The following is an 18,009-nucleotide window of genomic DNA, read 5'->3' on the forward strand; positions in this document are numbered from 1 at the left end:
GCCTCTCGCCGGAGCGCGAAATACGTCTCCAACTCCTCCCGTAGGCACGCCTCCGCCCACTGCTTTCTTGTTTGCCAAATCGCAAAGAAAGCGGGCGGGAAAAATCCGAAGGAACTGATGGTCGTTTGCGTCCGGTCGTACCCGGAGGTTGCGGCGAGCATGACTGCTCGGCGCATCGGGGCGATGCGGCCGCTCAAATCAAGGGGACCTCGGAATGGCGGAACGCCTTACAAAGACAGGAGCCCGAAACGTCTTCTACGGCGGCTCGGCCTTCTTTTTCGCAATCTTCATCGGGCTCACCGCCCATAGCCACTACTACGTGCGTACGACGTCCACCGATGAGTCGACGCTCACGGACTCGGTCGGACGCGGCAAGCATATCTGGGAGAAAAACTCCTGCATCAACTGCCATACGCTGCTCGGCGAAGGCGCCTATTTTGCGCCGGAGCTCGGCAACGTCTGGAAGCGCTGGGGCGGTGACACCGACCCGGAGAGCGCCCGCGAAACCCTCAAGGGCTGGATGGCAGCACAGCCGTCAGGCATCGAGGGCCGGCGCCAGATGCCGCAATTCAATCTCACCGAGCAGGAACTGAACGATCTGGCGGACTTCCTGGAATGGACGAGCCGCATCAAGACGCAGAAGTGGCCGCCGAACGACGCCGGCTGACCGGGAAAGGAACCTTCACATGAAATATCAAACCCAGAAGGTCGCGATGCTGTATTTCTACGGCGCGCTCGGCCTGTTTCTCGCCCAGGTCCTGTTCGGGGTGCTCGCAGGCACGATCTACGTGCTGCCGAACACGCTCTCCGAACTGCTGCCGTTCAACATCGTCCGCATGATCCACACCAACGCCCTGATCGTCTGGCTGCTGATGGGCTTCATGGGCGCAACCTACTACCTGCTTCCCGAAGAGGCCGAGACGGAACTCTACAGCCCGAAGATCGCCATCGTGCAGTTCTGGCTGTTCCTGGTCGCCGCCGCGATCGCGGTCGTCGGCTACATGTTCCACATCCACGAAGGCCGCGAGTTCCTCGAGCAGCCGTTCGCGATCAAGGTCGGCATCGTCATCGTCGCACTGATGTTCCTCTACAACATCACGCTGACCGTTCTGAAGGGTCGCAAGACGGTGGTCACCAACATCCTGATCTTCGGGCTCTGGGGCGTGGCGATCTTCTTCCTGTTCGCCTTCTACAACCCGATGAACCTCGCCCTCGACAAGCTGTACTGGTGGTATGTCGTCCATCTCTGGGTCGAAGGCGTATGGGAACTGATCATGGCGTCGATCCTGGCCTTCCTGATGATCAAGCTCACCGGCGTCGACCGCGAGGTCGTCGAGAAGTGGCTCTACGTCATCGTCGGCCTGGCGCTCTTCTCGGGTATCCTCGGTACCGGCCACCACTACTACTGGATCGGCGCTCCGGGCTACTGGCAGTGGATCGGTTCGCTCTTCTCCACTCTTGAAGTCGCACCGTTCTTCACCATGGTCATGTTCACCTTCGTCATGACCTGGAAGGCAGGTCGCAGGCACCCGAACCGTGCCGCCCTGCTCTGGTCGATCGGCTGCTCGGTGATGGCCTTCTTCGGTGCCGGCGTCTGGGGCTTCCTGCACACGCTGTCGTCGGTGAACTACTACACCCATGGCACGCAGGTCACCGCAGCTCACGGCCACCTCGCCTTCTTCGGCGCCTACGTGATGCTCAACCTTGCCATCATGGCCTATGCGGTTCCCGAGATCCGCGGCCGCGCGCCGTATAACCAGTGGCTGTCGATGGCTAGCTTCTGGATCATGTGCACAGCCATGTCGGTGATGACCTTCGCGCTGACCTTTGCCGGCGTGCTCCAGGTCCACCTGCAGCGTGTCCTCGGCGAAAGCTACATGGACGTGCAGGACCAGCTCGCCATGTTCTACTGGATCCGGCTCGGCTCGGGCGTTGTCGTCCTGATCTCCGCGCTGATGTTCCTCTGGGCCTTGTTCGTGCCGGGCAAGGAGCGCAATCCCCGCGTCTCCTCGGCAATCCAACCGGCCGAATGAGGGAATGCGGCTCCGTACCCGACGGAGCCGCATTCACCCCCTCTCTTTCAAGGAAATCCGCCATGAACCTTCTGAAGACTCCCCAATCGCTTTCGCAGGAAAACATCCCGCACTACGTACCCAAGGGCAACGAATGCGCTCTGTTCGAAACCGCGCTGGTGCGGCAGCTGCCGCTGCTACTGAAGGGGCCGACGGGATGCGGCAAGACCCGCTTTGTCAGCCACATGGCCGCCCGCCTCGGCCTGTCGCTGACGACCGTTTCCTGCCATGACGACCTCGCCGCAGCCGACCTGACCGGCCGCTATCTCTTGAAGGGCGGCGACACGGTCTGGGTCGACGGCCCGCTGACGACTGCCGTGCGCAATGGCGGCGTCTGCTATCTCGACGAGATCGTCGAAGCGCGCAAGGACGTCGCCGTCGTTCTGCACCCCCTCACTGACGACCGCCGGATCCTGCCGCTGGAGCGCACCGGCGAGACCCTCGAGGCGCCGAGCAGCTTCATGCTCGTCGTGTCCTACAATCCCGGCTACCAGAACATCCTGAAGGCGCTGAAGCCCTCGACGAAGCAGCGCTTCGTCGCAATCGAATTCGACTTCCTGCCGCGCGAACAGGAAATTGCCGTCGTCTCGATCGAAAGCGGCCTGGACGCCGCCAAGGTCGCGCCGCTGGTCGATCTTGCCCATCGGCTGCGTGCGATGAAGGGCCATGATCTCGAGGAGGGCGTCTCGACGCGACTGCTCGTCTATTGCGCAGCCCTCATCGACAGCGGGATGCAGGTGAAGGAAGCGGTCCTGGCCGCACTGATCGAACCGCTTACCGACGAACCGGACATTCGCTCCGCGCTGGTCGAAGTCGCCAACGCCGTCATCAACTGAGGGCTTGGCCATGCTCGACTTTCTCGAACTGGAGGAAACGGTCGGCAAGTTCTGGCATCGGCTCGTCGGAACGACGGCGAGCATGCCGCGCTACCCCGACCACGCGGTTTCCTTTGACGAATTGAAGCCGATTCTCCCAACCTGCTTCCGAGGCTTCGGCGGAGAGGCGGCGGTACAGCTGACGCCGGCGCATGCGCGAACCTCGCGCCACCGCCTGCGGATTCGACAACTGGTGGGGCTCGGCGAGGAAAAGGTCGCCGGCGCCACCCGCGACCGCTCCACGGCCATGCTGCCACCGGTGATCGACCACTTTCCCGACAAACAACTGAACCGGGATCTCTACATCTGGCTCGCCGCGGCGATGGCAGCGATGGACCTGGACGAACCCGACGGCACGGACCCACTGCGCCGCGACCTGCAACGCATCGAAGCAGCGCAGCGAATGGTCGCAAACATTCTCGACGCCTTGCCTGGACTGCGACAGACCTATGCGCGGCTGTGCAGCGCGATCCTGAAGGAACGAACCCGCGGCATTCTTCCCGCCGTGGAGCAACTGGTGGAAAACCGCATCCTCGGCCTGCTGCGGAAAGGCGCCGGGATTGCCGATGCCACGCCGCCGGCGATCTTCCCCCGCCACGCGCCGGCCGGCTACCAGCCGATGATGGGCGTGCCGCTGTGGCCTGAGTTCCACGTCCGCGCGGAAACGGCGACGAAGACCGAAGACACCGGCCGGAACGGTCCGGAAGGGCCGGCAATGGCCGGCAACGCGCGCTATCTGGCGACGCGACAGAGCGACGAAGAGCGAAATTCCGACCGCAGCCCCTTCATCCTCAACCGCTTCGAGAAGATCCTGGCGATGGCCGAGATGGTCAATGTCGATCGCCCGACGGACGACAGCGAGGAGAACGACAGCAAGGCGGCCGACGACCTCGACGAGATGAAGCTCGGCCAGCGCAAGGAACGGCCGTCGTCGAAGTTCCGCTTCGATCTCGATCTGCCGCCAGAGATGGTCGATCTATCCACCATCGCCGCCGAGATCAGCTATCCGGAGTGGGACTACCGCAAGGGCCGCTACCTCGACAATTACACGAACGTTCTTGCCGTGCCGGCGACGACCCTTGGGGAGAGAAGCGCCCCCAACGATGAGACGCGGGCACTTATGCGCAAGGTCCGGCGGCAATTCGAGGTGCTGCGTCCCCGCCATGAACTCCTCAAGGCGCAACTGGACGGAGCCGAATTGGATCTCGATGCCGTGATCCGTTCGCGCGCTGATCTTGCCGCGGGCGGCCAGGGCAGCGACCGCATCCACCTGGCGAGCCGGCCGGTAGCGCCGGACCTGGCGACGACGATCCTTGTGGACGTCTCGCTGTCGACGGACGCATGGGTGGACGACCGCCGCGTGCTCGACGTGGAAAAGGAAGCCCTGCTCGTGCTGGCGCATGGGTTGGCGGCTTGCGGAAGCATGCACTCGATCCTCACCTTCACGTCGCGGCGCCGCTCCTGGGTGCGCATCGAGACGATCAAGGGGTTCGGCGAGACGATCAACGGCACGATCGAGGACCGCATCGCCGGTCTGAAGCCGGGCTACTATACCCGCATGGGAACGGCGGTCCGGCATGCCACCGCAGAACTGCAAAAGCAGCCGAGCCGGAAGAAGCTGCTGCTCGTGCTGACCGACGGCAAGCCGAACGACATCGACCACTATGAAGGTCGTTTCGCGCTGGAGGACACCCGTCGAGCCGTGCAGGAGGCGCGTCGCGCCGGCACCAGCGTGTTCGCGGTCACGGTCGACCGCGATGCCAACAACTACCTTCCGACCCTCTTCGGCCGGAACGGCTTTGCGCTCGTCAGCGACATCTCGAAGCTGCCGGTGGCGTTGCCCACGATCTATCGCGGACTGACGGTTTAGGGGGACCAAGGATCCGCGATGTGAGCGCGAGGAAGTCCAGAATGGCTCCACTTGGACTTCCTCGCACTGAAGGCCCAGCATCGGCGGATTGCTGGGCCTTCTTCTTTTCGGTTTGTAATGGGATGAAGCGGATCAGGCGGCCTTGCTGAAGGTGCGCGCGCTCTTGCCGAAGTAGGCGTCGAAGGCAGAGGCGACCGAGCGAACGATGAAGCGATAGCGCTCCTCCACCCGAACGACATCGTTGTCGATCGAGATCAGTCCGTCCTTCTTGAGTTCATCGAGCACGGCGTTGCCTTCGAGCACGGCCTGCGGTTCGAAACCGTGCCTAGAGGCGATCGCCGCGATGTCGACGGAAAAATCACACATCACCCGTTCGATCAGCTCGGCCCGGAACCGGTCCTCAGCAGTCAGACTGTACCCCTTGGCCGCGGCGAGCTCGCCGCTGGCGACGCGACCGGCGTAAAGGCCGGGCGGCACTTCATTCTGAATGTAGCCCTGCACGTACTTGCCGATTGACGAGGCGCCAAGTCCGACCAGCGTCGAGCAATTGTCCGTGGTGTAACCTTGGAAATTGCGGTGGAGGCGGCCATCGCGCTGGGCGAGCGCGAGTTCGTCACCCGGCAGGGCAAAGTGATCCAGGCCGATGCGCTCATAGCCTGCGGCAACCAGGGCGTCGGCGATCGCTTCGGCCTGCGCGCTTCGCTGCGCGGCATCGGGAAGTGCTGCCTCGTCGATCATGCGCTGGTGCTTCTTGAACGTCGGGATATGCGCATAGCCGAAGACGGCAAGTCGATCCGGGCGCAGGCCGACCGCAGCCTCGACGGTCGCCACGCAGGACTCGACTGTCTGAAACGGTAGGCCATAGATCAGGTCGAAATTCAGGGCCGAAACGCCGGCTTTCCTCAGGTTTTCGACCGCGAGGCTGGTCGTCTCGACGCTCTGGATCCGGTTGATCGCCTTCTGCACGACCGGATCGAAGCTCTGTACGCCGAGACTTGCGCGCGTCACGCCGGATTGGCCAAGTGCTGCGGCCATCTCTTCGGTCAGGGTCCGCGGATCGATCTCCACGGCCGTGTTCACCTGATCGGCAAAGCCGAGCCGGCTTCGCAGCGCATCCATCAGCGAGACGAACTCCCCCGGCTTGATGATGGTCGGCGTACCACCACCGAAGTGGATCTCGCCGACCGAGAAGGACCTGCCCCTCGTCTTCGCCACCAGTTCGATCTCCTGGTGCAGCACGTCGAGATAGTCCAGGATCGGACGATCGCGTTCGGTAATCGTCGTATGGCAGCCGCAATACCAGCACATCGACCGGCAGAAGGGAATGTGCAGATAGACCGAGGTCCGCTCGCCGCCCGGAATGGCGCAGAGCCAGTTGGAATATACCGATTTGTCCTCCAGCGGGGCAAAATGCGGGGCGGTCGGATAGCTGGTGTAGCGGGGCAATCTCGCCTCGCCGTATTTTTCCATGATGGCTTGGGACATCGGATTTCTCTACTCGTTGGCTCTGCGGGCGACCCTAGGGGCGCGACCACCCTCCGTCTTTGATGAATCGCAAATGCCGCGAGGCGGTTTTTGACTATTGTTTGCCCGGCGACAAATTGAAGCGGGCAGAGCATCGCTAGGTTTTCGAGGTGGGGTGATGCTGGTCCAGTCGCCCAACGAACGCGACAGAGGCCAATGGAAAGCAACATGTCAAATTCCGAAAACATACCGCTGATCGATGTCCGGACGATCGCCCCGCCGGATCGCCACCCGACGATCTTCGGTGTGCTGACCGCCCTGGCGCCGGGCGGCATCATGCATGTCACGAGCGATCACGACCCCCGTCCGTTGCACTACCTGATCGAGACGCGTTATCCTGAACAGTTCCAGTGGGAATATCTCGAGCAGGGTCCGCAGGTCTGGCGGGTAGAAATCCAGCGCAACCACAGCGCGGGTTGCGGCTGCAGTTGCGGACACTGAGCCAATAACCGACCTTGTGTCGACGAGGTGACGAAATGCCCGGTGCCACGCTGTCCCGATGGACGATGTCCTATTTCGCAGTCGCACTGGTCTTCCTGCTCGCCGGGGAGGTCATGCTGACAGCAGGCTTCGGTTATCCCGTGCTGCCTGTCGAGGCGCCGGAGACGCTGGTTATCGTTCATACCATCGCGATTGGCTGGCTGGGACTGCTGTTTTCCGGCGCTCTTTTGCAGTTCGTTCCGGTGCTCGTTGCCAAACCGCTGAAGGCGCCTTCTCTGGCGCTGCCCGCGCTGGTGCTGATCGTTGCCGGCCTGCTGACATTACTTATGGGGTTTCTCGGCTTGAACGGCCGCGTGTCCGTCGACCCGCTTGTCCTGCCGGCCGGCGGCGTCCTTCTGGCCTCCGGTTTTTCGGCACTCGCGGCAAGTCTCGTTGCGACGATCTGGTCGGCGCGGCCGTTGGAGCCTCCTGCACGCTTCGTCGTCATCGGGCTAGTTGCCATGGGTGTGACGGTGTTGCTGGGCCTGTGCTTCACCGCCGGCCTGTCCGGGCTTGTCGATGATGCGCACGTGCTCAACCTTCTCATAGGGGGCATCGGGTTGCACGCGACCTTCGGGCTGGTGGGGTGGATGACAATCATGGCCATGGGTGTGTCCTATCGCCTGCTCTCCATGTTCCTGCTCTCTCCGGAACATGACCGCCGGACGACCCGCCTGGTCTTTGCCGCCGGCGTCATTTCACTGCTGCTCGTCACGATCGCGACTGTGCTGACGGGAATCGAGTCGCCAAGGTCCTTGGCGCTCTATGCAGCAGCAGCCGTCTCCTTCATCGGGCTTGGCCTTTACGTGTACGACGTCGTCAGCATCTTCCGGCAACGGCGGCGCAAGACGACAGAGCTCAACACGCTGATAAGCTTGGCCGCCGTGGCCCTTCTCCTGTTGTCCGCCATGCTCTTTGCGGCGTTCGCCCTTGAGGGCACACTCGCCGAGAACGCCTCCGTGCTGGTCTATGTCCTGGCCATGGGCTGGCTCACCTCCCTCGGTCTCGGGCAGCTCTACAAGATCGTCCCCTTCCTGACCTGGATGGAATACTACGGTCCTGTTCTCGGCAAGACGGCGGTGCCGCGGGTCCAGGATCTCGTCAACGAGAAACGAGCGGCATGGTGGTTCGGCCTCTACATCATCACGGTGGGCGTCGCGGCGCTGGCGCTGTTCGTCCAGGAACTTCAGGTTTTCATGGCCGCAGGGGTGCTGCAGATCCTTGCAACCCTCGGCCTTATCGTCGAATTTGTGCGCGCGCGTCGGCTCTCCTGCGCGCCGCCCGAAATACGCCTGCCGCCGGGCGTGCCGCGGCCCCGCCTCTTTCTTCCTATTGGAGATGACAATGACCGAAAACTTCGCGGAACTTGACGTCAGGCCCATCCTGCAGAATGGCGGCGAGCCGTTTCAGGCGATCATGAGCGCCGTCAGCGCTCTCCAACCAGGACAGGGGTTGAGGCTTCTGGCCCCCTTCCGACCTCAGCCGCTTTACGCCGTCATGGACAGTCGCGGTTTCGACCATGAGGTGAACGAGATCGAAGGCGGCTTCGAGATACGTTTCGTTCCCAGGGCGTTGCCCGACGTGCAGCTATCCCAGGAGGCCGACGCGCCGGAACTCTGGCCCGATCCTGTCGTCGAGCTGGACCTGACCGACCTGCCGCCGCCCGAACCGTTGGTGCAGATCCTGTCCGAAGCGGAATCCCGGCAGGCGGGCGAGGTCATCTTCGCGCTGCTGTCGCGCGAGCCACTGCTGCTTTATCCGGAGCTTGCCAAGCGCGGGCACCAGTGGTTCGGCAATTTCGACGAGAAGGGCGAAACCTATCGCATCATGATCCGCTTGGGAAAGGCGTCATAGATGTCACAGATCGAACGGGTAGACCTCGACCAGCGCATTCGCGAAGCCCTGACGATCGTCATGGATCCCGAACTGGGGAAAAACGTCGTTGACCTCGGCCTGATCTACGACGTTTCCAGCGACCGGGAGGGCAACGTGTCAATCTCGATGACGACGACGACGCCGGGCTGTCCGGCCGCGGCCTTCCTGCAGGAAGCGGTGCGCACCTGTGCTGCAGGCGTCGACGGCGTGCGCGATGTGGCCGTCACCCTCACCTACGATCCGCGATGGTCGCCGGACAGAATATTAAACTGACCCCCCGCCCTCGTCCGCTCACAGTCGGCATGTCGTCAGCCGGACCGGACACGTGGCATTGTCGATCGCCATCGCTTTCGCGGCACTCTTCCCCTTGCCTCCCGACGGCATTTTCCAGGCGGGAGCGACGTCGGTGCGTTACCCGAAAGGTGTCGCGATACAGCAACTTGCCGTGGCGCGACGCCGCGTCCCAACGCCGCAATGCAACCATACTGTCACCGCTTGAGCCTCGATTTGCGGTGCTCCGGCTGGATTTTGAGCTTTGATGGTGGCATATTGTGCCCTGTTCTGCCCAACCATGAAGCGCCGCGGACAGCCCGAGCAACGTGGGAGTGAAGGCAGGAGACAACTCAAACCTCAGACCTGCTTGTCCCAATAGGGATAGGGATGCATTCGTTTGCGAGCGCCCGAGCGCCGCCGAACTACGTTGACCAGCGTGCTCCGCACGACCTGGTGGTCGTCGCGGTGGGTTTATCTCGGGCTATGCGGAACGAAGCGGGAGAATGACGACAGTGAAAATTGACACCGGCCGGTCGCGCACGGTGTCCCGCTGAACTGAGGTCTTTTGTGCGCTTCGGCTCGGGACGAGCCGAACAGAAAGGAGCCTGTCCATGAGAAGCGAGATCATCGTGGGAATGGCCCTGGCCTTCTCGGCCCTGGCTGCAACGGGGGCAATCGCCCAGAAGAAATACGGTTCGGAAGCCGGCTGGGAGATCCTCGTGAAGGACGAGATGGGCCCCGGATGCCTGATCAAGAAGGCCAACGCCGACGGGACGCAGATCCAGATGGGCATCGACGCGAAGGGTAAGATGCGCGGCTACATGGCGCTCTATACAAAGGCCGATGCCAATGTCGCCTCCGGCAAGAAAATTCCGGTTCTCTTTGACGTCGACGGGCAAAAATTCAGCGGTGAAGCCGAAGGCCAGGTGATCGGAGGCTATCGGGGAGCATACGTGTGGGTGAACAATGCTGACTTCATCTACGACCTTGCCAAGAAGAACGCCGTTACGATTACCCCGGAAGGGGGCAAGGCGATTGTCGTCAAGCTTGCCGGAACCGATGCAGCCTTCAAGGCGCTGAAGGCCTGTCAGCAAGCCCAATAGGCCTCCCAGGGTTACGACGGCGGGTGTCGGAGCGACTTGTAGCGCTTGGATGCCCGCCTGCGTCACCCGCGCGTGGTGGGCGCCCCACGAGACCGGGGCCCACCCAGGCTGTCAGAATGCCTCGGCGTGAAGTTCGGCCATCGCACGGCTCAAATCGCCGATCGGCGTCGCATTCGCCGCACTCTTCCCCTCGACTTCCGGCGGCATCCTCCAGCCGGGATCGATACCTTCCATGTTGGGCAGTTCATGGGCGATACCCTTGTGGCAGTCGATGCAAGTGGCCTTGCCGGGGAGAAGATAGCGCGTGTGAATCTCCGCGGCCCGTTCCGTCTGCTTCTGCAGGTCCATTGCCGTCGAGGAATGGCAGTTGCGACATTCGAGGCTGTCGTTCGCCTTCAGGCGCGCCCACTCGTGCTGGGCAAGTTCGAGGCGTTTTTCAAGAAACTTCGGCCGCGTGTTGATGGTGCCGAAAATCTTGCCCCACACCTCCTTCGAGGCCTGCATCTTGCGGGCGATCTTGTCCGTCCATTGATGCGGTACGTGGCAGTCCGGGCAGGAAGCCCGCACACCGGAGCGGTTCGAGAAGTGAATGGTGTGGGTCAGTTCCTGATAGACGTTGTCGCGCATTTCGTGACAGGAGGTGCAGAACTGCTCGGTGTTGGTCAATTCCAGCGCAGTGTTGAAGGCGCCCCAGAACATCACGCCGCCAACGAAGCCGCCGAGCGTCAGGAAGCCGAGGCCGAGCGTGCCCGCCGGCGTGGCGATGATATTCCAAGCCCAGAGAACGACCTTCTTGATCCATGTGATCATGGCGTCACTCGCTCCCAGCGGGCTTGACGCCCATTTCGCTCATGTCCTTGAAGACGTTGTTGACCAGCGGCTGAGTGTCGGCCTGCGGCACGTGGCAGGCCGTACAGAAGTAGCGCCGCGGCGAGACGTCGGCCAGCATCTGGCCGTCGCGTGTCATGTAGTGCGTGACGCTGATCATCGGCGCACCGGAGTTCTGGGTGAACTCGCGCTTGTGGCAGGACAGGCAACGGTTCGCGTTGACCGATAACTCGTAGCCCTCGATCGAATGCGGGATGACCGGCGGCTGGTCGGGATAGGCGCGCATCCGGCGTTTATCGTCGACGATCCATTTCGGCAACGGCGCCGCAGGGCCGGTCTCCATCGAGGGCGTGCGCCCTACCAGCTGCGGTGCCCTTTGTGGCACCACCTGGGCGATTGCGGCCGTCGCGACAAACAGCAGGACACCTGCCGCGACCACCATCCAATCAGGCCGCCTCAGGCGACGGGGAGAATTTTGACCGCGCATTTTTTGAAATCCGTCTGTTTGGAGATGGGATCGGTGGCGTCGAGCGTGACCTTGTTGATCAGCTGGCTGGCATCGAACCACGGGACGAAGATGACGCCGGGCGGCATCCGGTTGCGGCCGCGCGTCTCGACGCGCGAGCGAATCTCGCCGCGCCGCGAGACGATGCGAACCTCCGCACCCTGGTTGATGCCGCGCTTGCGCGCGTCGTCGGCGTTCATGAAGACGCGGGCACCGGGGAACGCCTTGAAGAGCTCGGGCACGCGCATCGTCATCGATCCCGAGTGCCAATGCTCCAGCACGCGGCCGGTCACGAGCCAGACGTCATACTCTTCGTCCGGCGATTCCGCCGGCGGCTCGTAAGGCACGGCCAGGATCACCGCCTTGCCGTCCGGCTGGCCGTAGAAGTTCACGCCTTCGCCGGGCTTCACGAAGGGATCGAAGCCCTCGCGGTAGCGCCACAGCGTCTCCTTGCCGTCGACCACCGGCCAGCGGAGCCCGCGCACCTCGTGCAGCATGTCGAAGGGTGCAAGATCATGGCCGTGTCCACGCCCGAAGTTGGCATACTCCTCGAACAAGCCCTTCTGGATGTAGAAGCCGAAGTCTTTGGCCTCCTGGTTGTCGTAGTCGGCATCGAGTTCGCTGAGCGGAAAGCGATCGACCTCGCCGTTGCGGAAGATCACGTCGTACAGGGTCTTCCCGCGATATTGCGGGTTGGCGTCGAGAATGTCGGCGGGCCAGACCTCGTCGGTCGTGAAACGCTTGGAGAACTCCACAAGCTGCCAAAGGTCCGACCGGCCCTCGCCGGGGGCCTGGACAAGCTGGCGCCAGACCTGGGTGCGGCGCTCGGCATTGCCGTAGGCGCCTTCCTTCTCCACCCACATGGCGGCCGGCAGGATCAGGTCGGCGCTCATGGCGGTGATCGTCGGATAGGCGTCGGAGACGACGATGAAGTTGTCCGGGTTGCGATAGCCCTGCCAGGTCTCGTTGCTCGTGTTCGGCGCGGCCTGGACGTTGTTGTTGACCTGCACCCAGTAGAAATTGAGCTTGCCGTCCTTGAGCATGCGGTCCTGCAGCACGGCATGGTAGCCCGGCTTGTCGGGGATGATGCCGTCGGGGATGCGCCAGATCTCCTCCGTCCGCTTGCGATGCTCGGCATTGGTGACGGTCATGTCAGCCGGAAGGCGATGGGCGAAGGTGCCAACCTCGCGGGCCGTCCCACAGGCGGACGGCTGCCCGGTCAGCGAGAACGGACTGTTGCCGGGCTCGGAGATCTTACCCGTCAGCAAGTGGATGTTATAGACCATCTGGTTGGCCCAGACGCCGCGCACATGCTGGTTGAAGCCCATCGTCCAGAGCGACATGACCTTGGTGTTCGGATCGGCGTAGAGCTCCGCCAATTGCTCCAGGAACTCCGGATCGACGCCGCTCAGCTCGGCCGCCTTTTCCAGCGTGTATTCGGATACGAGCTCCTTGAAGGCCTCGAAGTCGATCGGCTCCATCTTCCCAGGTTCGGCGGCATTGGCAGCGGCTTTCTCCAGCGGATCGTCCGGCCGCAGGCCGTAGCCGATGTCGGTAACGCCGCGCGCAAACCGCGTGTGCCGCTGGACGAAGTCCTGGTTCACACGCCCGGTCTGGATGATGTGGTTGGCGATATAGTTGAGGATCGCCAGATCCGTTCCCGGCTTGAAGACAATGGGAATGTCGGCGAGGTCCATGCTGCGGTGGGTGAAAGTCGAGAGCACGGCGACCCTGACATGTGGCTGGCCGAGACGACGATCGGCGACCCGCGTCCACAGGATCGGATGCATCTCGGCCATGTTCGAGCCCCACAGCACGAAGGCGTCCGCATGCTCGAAATCGTCGTAGACGCCCATCGGCTCATCCATGCCGAAGGTGCGCATGAAGGCATAGGCGGCAGAGGCCATGCAGTGGCGGGCATTCGGATCGAGGTTGTTGGAGCGGAAGCCGGCACGCATCAGCTTGGTTGCGGCATAGCCCTCGAAGATGGTCCACTGGCCGGAGCCGAACATGCCGATGGCCGTCGGGCCCTTCTCCTTCAGCACCTTCTTGCACTGCTCGGCCATCACGTCGAAGGCCTCGTCCCAGCTCACCGGCTCAAACTCGCCGTCCTTGGCATAGACGCCACCGCGCTTGCGTAGCAGCGGGGTGGTCAGCCGGTCCTCGCCGTACATGATCTTGGAAAGGAAATAGCCCTTGATGCAGTTGAGGCCGCGGTTGACCTCGGCCTGGCTATCACCGTGGGTGGCGACGACCTGGCCGTTCTTGACGCCGACCATCACGCCGCAACCGGTGCCGCAAAAGCGGCAGGGCGCCTTCGACCACTTGATCTGAAGCGCCTCGACGCCGCCCGGGACGGGCTGGGCGGCGGCGGGAAGCGCGACACCGGCCGTGGCCGCGGCGATGCCGGCGGCATGGGCCTTCAAAATGTCACGCCGTGTCAGTATTCCGGTCATCGCTTTCACTCTCCCTCTGTCTCGACATGCTCGAAGACCATGTTCGCGGCGATCACTCCGTCCAGGAGCGACATGCGCGTCAGACATTCGCCAAGCATGCCCGTGCTCGTACCTTCGATCACGACGACGATCTTGCCGCCGCCGTGTCCGTGGATTTCGACATTTTCCATCTTCGCGATTTCCGCCAGGACGGCCTCGGTGTGCGCCGGCATCGTCGCAACCACGGCGCTGGAAACATGGTAGCGCTGCGCCCGCTCAGACATCGGCCGTCTCCATGTCGCGCGCCTGCAGCCCGATCGCGCCGACCGGGCAGATAGTCAGGCACGCGCCGCAGCCGCTGCAAATCGCTTCATTCAACTCGGGAAGAAAAGGTCCGCCGATGCGCGGGCGAAAACGGATCGCCTGTTCGGGACAGCATTCACCGCAGGACTGGCAGGCAACGTCGTTTCGCGCCAGGCAGGCATCGCCGACCACTGCCACATGTGCAAACCGCGTGACATTGTTCAAAACGAAGACAGGCTCGGGACAGGCGGCGCTGCATTCGCCGCAAAACGTGCATTCGCCCCGCGCAAAATCGATGGATGGCACCCCGTCACTGAGACGGATGATGCCGCTGGGACATCGCTCGGCACAGCGGCCGCAACCGGTACAGGCGTCAAGGCTTTCCAGGGTTGCCCCGGGGGGACAAATGCCCGGCGATCTGGCGACCGAACGGCCAACGAAAAGCTCTCGGCGTGATATCGGTTCTGTCCGCATCACACCCTCACTGACCAGGGGGGCCGGGCGGGCCGTAAATAATCTGGAACATCCAGACAAGGAAGCCGTATCCGCCCACCACACCAACGGCGACCAACGGCCATATTCCGAAAGCCAGCACGAAGAAAGCGATCAGTTCGACACGCCGCTTGGCACGTCTTTCCTGCGAAGCGGGCTGGCTGGAAGATAGCTGAGACAAATCGACACCTCACCTTGTCAGGGACATAGTAGCGTCGGTTCGTTGGAAATAAAGACCCAATCGCAATATTTAGTTGGCGCTATATTTAACAATCGTCATATAAATCAGCAGCTTCTGCAGCAATCGCTGACAGCATGCGATGTGGAGGAGGCTGCCAGGACATGCCCCGGCAGCCTCCCATCGACCTACCCCGCAGAGGCGAAGCTGCGGGCGGCCTCGTTTACCGCCGCCTCAAATCAGGATGAAGTCCGTCGCGGAGAGCGACGTCACCTTGTCGAGGGTGGCCATGAGAACCGCGTCGTGCTCGTTGCTGCTGCCATCGCGGTCGTACCACAGACGCCCGTTGTCCTTTTCGAAGAAGAACTGGGCGGCCTTGCCCGTCGCCTTTAGATCGTTGCCTGAATAGAGCACGAGCTTGGAAAAACCGAAAACACCCTTGTCGATGACGAGCTTGTCCTCGCCGCGCTTGAAGTCGGTGATCCGGTCGCCGGAGCCGATCGCATTTCCCGAGGCGTAGATGAACTGGTCGGCACCGGACCCGCCGGTCAACGTATCGCCGTCGCCACCACCCTCGAGCTTGTCGTTGCCAGCTCGGCCATCCAGCTTGTCGTCGCCAAAGCCGCCGGTCAAGGTGTTGGCAGAGGCGTTGCCAAAGATCGTATCGTCCCTGCTCCCACCGATCACGTTTTCGATGCTGACCAGGCTCAGACCGGAGGCGACGCCACCGTTCTTCGCGTTGTTTTCGAGGTCGAGGATCACGGACCGGTCGGAAACGACGTTCAGGCTGACCGTGTCGATGCCGGCACCGCCGTTGAAATAGTCGGTGCCGTCTTCATCGGTATAACGGATGAACCTGTCGTTGCCCGCATCGCCGTAGAGCTTGTCATTGCCCTTGCCGTCGATCAGGACATCATTGCCGCTGCCGCCCCTGAGGGTGTCGTTGCCAGTACCGCCTTCGAGGTAGTCCCTGCCCGAACTGCCCGTGACGATGTCCCGCCCGGAACCACCGACATATTCCATCGTCTCCATGCCGGTAAACGAGGTGTTGGCGTTCACCTTGACCGATCCGGTGCCGAACACGAAGGACACATCGGAGGTCTGGTTGCCAAAGTCGATAATGACACGGTCGGTGCCGCTTCCACCCGATGCGAAGTCCCCGGCGTTGATATGGAGGATGTCGTTGCCGTTCTCGCCGTAGAGACGGTCCGATCCGGTGTCCGGCAAACCGCCCGACCCCCAAAGGATATCGTTGCCATCGCCGCCGTAGAGCTTGTCGGAACCGGTCCAACCCGTCAGGTAGTCGTTACCGCCAAGACCCCTGAGCGTGTCATTGCCGCCCATGCCGTCGAGATTGTCGCTGAGACTGCCGCCGGTCAGCGAATCGTGACCTTGGCCGGCGGTAATGTTGACGCTTTCGAAGTTCTTGGCCGTCACCCCGCCGTTGACGAGCTTCGCATTGGCGGAAAGCACGAAGGTCAGGTTCGCCTTGCTGTCATAGCGGTTGATCCAAAGCGAATCTTTACCCGATCCGCCATCAACGGAGTAGCGCCCGGCTGTCGAACCGCCGGCGGTGTTGATCGTTATCATGTCGTTGCCGGCCCCACCGAGCATCGTCGTCAGGGCGGTTCCGGTCTCGGTGTCAGCCGACAGGTAGTCATTGCCATTGCCGCCGTCCATCAGATTGGTGCCGCCGCCATAGTCGATGATCCGGTCGTTTCCGTCACCACCCTTCACGGTGTCGCTGCCGCCCCTGCTGTAGAAATTGTCGTTCCCTTTGCCACCGGTCATCCTGTTATTTCCGCTGCCGGCATCGAAATCGACAAAGCTGGCCGTCCCGGCGGAAAGCACATCATTGCCGCTGCCTGTTCGGATCGAAAAGCTCTCGCCGTCGGTGACGACGGTCCCGTCCGACAGCTTGGCGGTTGCGCCCGAGACGCTGAAGGTCAGGTTGCTCGTGCTGTCGTACCGTTCGATCCAGACGCGGTCGTATCCCTTGCCGGCCTTGATGGTGTCCTTGCCGCCGCCGCCGGCGATCAGAAGGTCGTTGCCGTCGCCGCCATCAAGAATGTCGACGCCAAGGCCGCTGGAGATGTGGTCATTTCCACCGAGGCCGATCAGCGTATCGTTTCCGGATCCGCCGTCGAGCATGTCCGCACCGGACCAGCCGGTAAGCCGGTCAGCATTGTCCGAGCCATAGATTTCGTAGGCCTCGAAGTTGACGATGGTCGTGCCGTTGGAAAGGGTCTGCTTCACCGTCGGGGCCTTGGCGGTGAAGGTGCCGGAGAACCCGTGCAGGACGAGCGTGTCGACGTCAGCGCCGCCATCCAGAACGTCCTTGCCGTCACCGGCCCAGCTTTCCATGTTGTGGCGGATCGTGTCATTGCCCGCGCCGCCCAGAACCGTGTCGTTGTCGGCGTCGCCGGCGAGCGTGTCGTTGCCGGTGCCGCCTTCGATATAGTCGCGTCCAGAGCCGCCAGAAATCGTGTCGTTGCCGCTGTCACCCTTGATGGTGTCGTCGCCGGAATGGCCGTACATATAGTCGTAGCCGGCACCGCCATACATGGTGTCGTTGCCATCGTCGCCAGCGATGTAATCGTCGCCGTAGCCGCCGGAAATGAAATCGTCGCCGGTGTAGCCCATCAGCGTGTCATTGCCGTTGCCACCGTAGAGCTTGTCGTTGCCCTCGCCGCCGTCGAGCCAGTCACGCCCGATCTCGCCTTTCAGAACGTCATCGCCTCTGCCGCCGGAAAACCAGTCGTCCCACCGGCCGCCGGTGAAGCTGTCCGCGTAGCTGCTGCCGTACAGCTCGAACTGCTCGACGTTGACGATACTGGCGCCGAAGATGTTCTTTGAAATGATCGGATCGAAGGCGGTGAACGTGACGCCGGCGCTCGCGCCACTGAAATCGATCTCGAGTTCATCGAAGCCCAGGCCGCCGTCGATCTTGTCGCCGGAAAGCTCTGCCGGCGCGAGATATCTGATCTCGTCGTCGCCCGTTCCAGCGTTGATCGTATCGGCACCGAGGCCCGAAACGATCCGGTCGCGGCCCGAGCCGGTGCTGATCACATTGTTGCCGTCGTCACCATACTCGCTCTGATCGCCGACGCCGGGGATGGTATAGCCGACTGCCAGCGGATCTAGCGCAAGCGACGCCCGGAGCGCCGCGATAGAATTCACTTTCTTGCTCATGGCT

The 18,009-nt window shown here is 62.5% G+C and carries 16 protein-coding genes and 1 pseudogene; 9 read left to right on the forward strand and 8 right to left on the reverse strand.

The window, feature by feature from the left end; all coding sequences use genetic code 11:
- Positions 1-214 precede the first annotated feature (214 nt).
- The 4 genes from J2Y48_RS07895 (at position 215) to J2Y48_RS07910 (ending at position 4,817) form a co-directional block, all read left to right on the forward strand.
- Positions 215-667: a cytochrome c gene (locus tag J2Y48_RS07895; protein ID WP_310415346.1), complete on the forward strand. Its 453-nt coding sequence runs from the start codon at positions 215-217 to the stop codon at positions 665-667.
- Between the two features lie 19 nt (positions 668-686).
- Positions 687-2,033, forward strand: coding sequence for a nitric-oxide reductase large subunit (locus tag J2Y48_RS07900; RefSeq protein ID WP_310415348.1), 1,347 nt, complete (start codon positions 687-689; stop codon positions 2,031-2,033).
- A 62-nt stretch (positions 2,034-2,095) separates the two neighbouring features.
- On the forward strand, positions 2,096-2,908 hold the full coding sequence (locus tag J2Y48_RS07905) for a CbbQ/NirQ/NorQ/GpvN family protein (protein ID WP_310415351.1): 813 nt from the start codon (positions 2,096-2,098) through the stop codon (positions 2,906-2,908).
- 10 nt (positions 2,909-2,918) lie between these two features.
- Positions 2,919-4,817: a VWA domain-containing protein gene (locus J2Y48_RS07910; protein WP_310415354.1), complete on the forward strand. Its 1,899-nt coding sequence runs from the start codon at positions 2,919-2,921 to the stop codon at positions 4,815-4,817.
- Between the two features lie 132 nt (positions 4,818-4,949).
- Here the strand turns inward: J2Y48_RS07910 and hemN are convergent, their stop codons facing one another.
- Positions 4,950-6,302, reverse strand: a complete 1,353-nt coding sequence (gene hemN, locus J2Y48_RS07915; protein WP_310415357.1) for an oxygen-independent coproporphyrinogen III oxidase — start codon at positions 6,300-6,302, stop codon at positions 4,950-4,952.
- A 207-nt stretch (positions 6,303-6,509) separates the two neighbouring features.
- Here hemN and J2Y48_RS07920 point away from each other — a divergent pair, with 207 nt between their 5' ends.
- From J2Y48_RS07920 to J2Y48_RS07940, 5 genes are all read left to right on the forward strand, one after another.
- Complete coding sequence (locus J2Y48_RS07920) at positions 6,510-6,782, forward strand: DUF2249 domain-containing protein (protein WP_310415360.1); 273 nt, start codon at positions 6,510-6,512, stop codon at positions 6,780-6,782.
- A 35-nt stretch (positions 6,783-6,817) separates the two neighbouring features.
- The gene (locus J2Y48_RS07925) at positions 6,818-8,191 is read left to right on the forward strand and encodes a hypothetical protein (RefSeq protein WP_310415363.1); all 1,374 of its coding nucleotides are present in this window, start codon (positions 6,818-6,820) and stop codon (positions 8,189-8,191) included.
- Positions 8,160-8,675 (forward strand): DUF2249 domain-containing protein, encoded by a 516-nt coding sequence (locus tag J2Y48_RS07930; protein WP_310415366.1) that lies wholly within the window; start codon positions 8,160-8,162, stop codon positions 8,673-8,675. Before J2Y48_RS07925 ends, J2Y48_RS07930 begins: the two co-directional genes overlap by 32 nt.
- Positions 8,676-8,969, forward strand: a complete 294-nt coding sequence (locus tag J2Y48_RS07935) for a metal-sulfur cluster assembly factor (RefSeq protein ID WP_310415369.1) — start codon at positions 8,676-8,678, stop codon at positions 8,967-8,969.
- A gap of 611 nt (positions 8,970-9,580) precedes the next feature.
- Positions 9,581-10,072 (forward strand): hypothetical protein, encoded by a 492-nt coding sequence (locus J2Y48_RS07940; protein ID WP_405030171.1) that lies wholly within the window; start codon positions 9,581-9,583, stop codon positions 10,070-10,072.
- A 111-nt stretch (positions 10,073-10,183) separates the two neighbouring features.
- On the opposite strand, the gene J2Y48_RS07945 is transcribed toward J2Y48_RS07940, so the two are convergent.
- From J2Y48_RS07945 to J2Y48_RS07980, 7 genes and pseudogenes are all read right to left on the reverse strand, one after another.
- On the reverse strand, positions 10,184-10,882 hold the full coding sequence (locus tag J2Y48_RS07945; RefSeq protein WP_405030172.1) for a NapC/NirT family cytochrome c: 699 nt from the start codon (positions 10,880-10,882) through the stop codon (positions 10,184-10,186).
- 4 nt (positions 10,883-10,886) lie between these two features.
- Positions 10,887-11,387, reverse strand: coding sequence for a nitrate reductase cytochrome c-type subunit (locus J2Y48_RS07950; RefSeq protein ID WP_310415372.1), 501 nt, complete (start codon positions 11,385-11,387; stop codon positions 10,887-10,889).
- Complete coding sequence (gene napA / locus J2Y48_RS07955) at positions 11,357-13,861, reverse strand: periplasmic nitrate reductase subunit alpha (protein ID WP_310415375.1); 2,505 nt, start codon at positions 13,859-13,861, stop codon at positions 11,357-11,359. The genes J2Y48_RS07950 and napA overlap by 31 nt, the downstream gene beginning before the upstream one ends.
- A pseudogene (locus J2Y48_RS07960) lies at positions 13,836-14,124 on the reverse strand (chaperone NapD). The gene napA and the pseudogene J2Y48_RS07960 overlap by 26 nt, the downstream one beginning before the upstream one ends.
- Positions 14,117-14,617 (reverse strand): ferredoxin-type protein NapF, encoded by a 501-nt coding sequence (locus J2Y48_RS25325; protein WP_405030181.1) that lies wholly within the window; start codon positions 14,615-14,617, stop codon positions 14,117-14,119. The pseudogene J2Y48_RS07960 and the gene J2Y48_RS25325 overlap by 8 nt, the downstream one beginning before the upstream one ends.
- A 7-nt stretch (positions 14,618-14,624) precedes the next feature.
- Complete coding sequence (gene napE / locus J2Y48_RS07975; RefSeq protein ID WP_310415382.1) at positions 14,625-14,816, reverse strand: periplasmic nitrate reductase, NapE protein; 192 nt, start codon at positions 14,814-14,816, stop codon at positions 14,625-14,627.
- A gap of 231 nt (positions 14,817-15,047) precedes the next feature.
- Positions 15,048-18,005 carry a calcium-binding protein gene (locus tag J2Y48_RS07980; RefSeq protein ID WP_310415385.1) on the reverse strand — a complete coding sequence of 986 codons (2,958 nt, stop codon included), beginning with the start codon at positions 18,003-18,005 and terminating at the stop codon, positions 15,048-15,050.
- Positions 18,006-18,009 lie beyond the last annotated feature (4 nt).

It is taken from the genome of Mycoplana sp. BE70 (assembly GCF_031455855.1).
Taxonomy (GTDB): Bacteria; Pseudomonadota; Alphaproteobacteria; order Rhizobiales; family Rhizobiaceae; genus Mycoplana.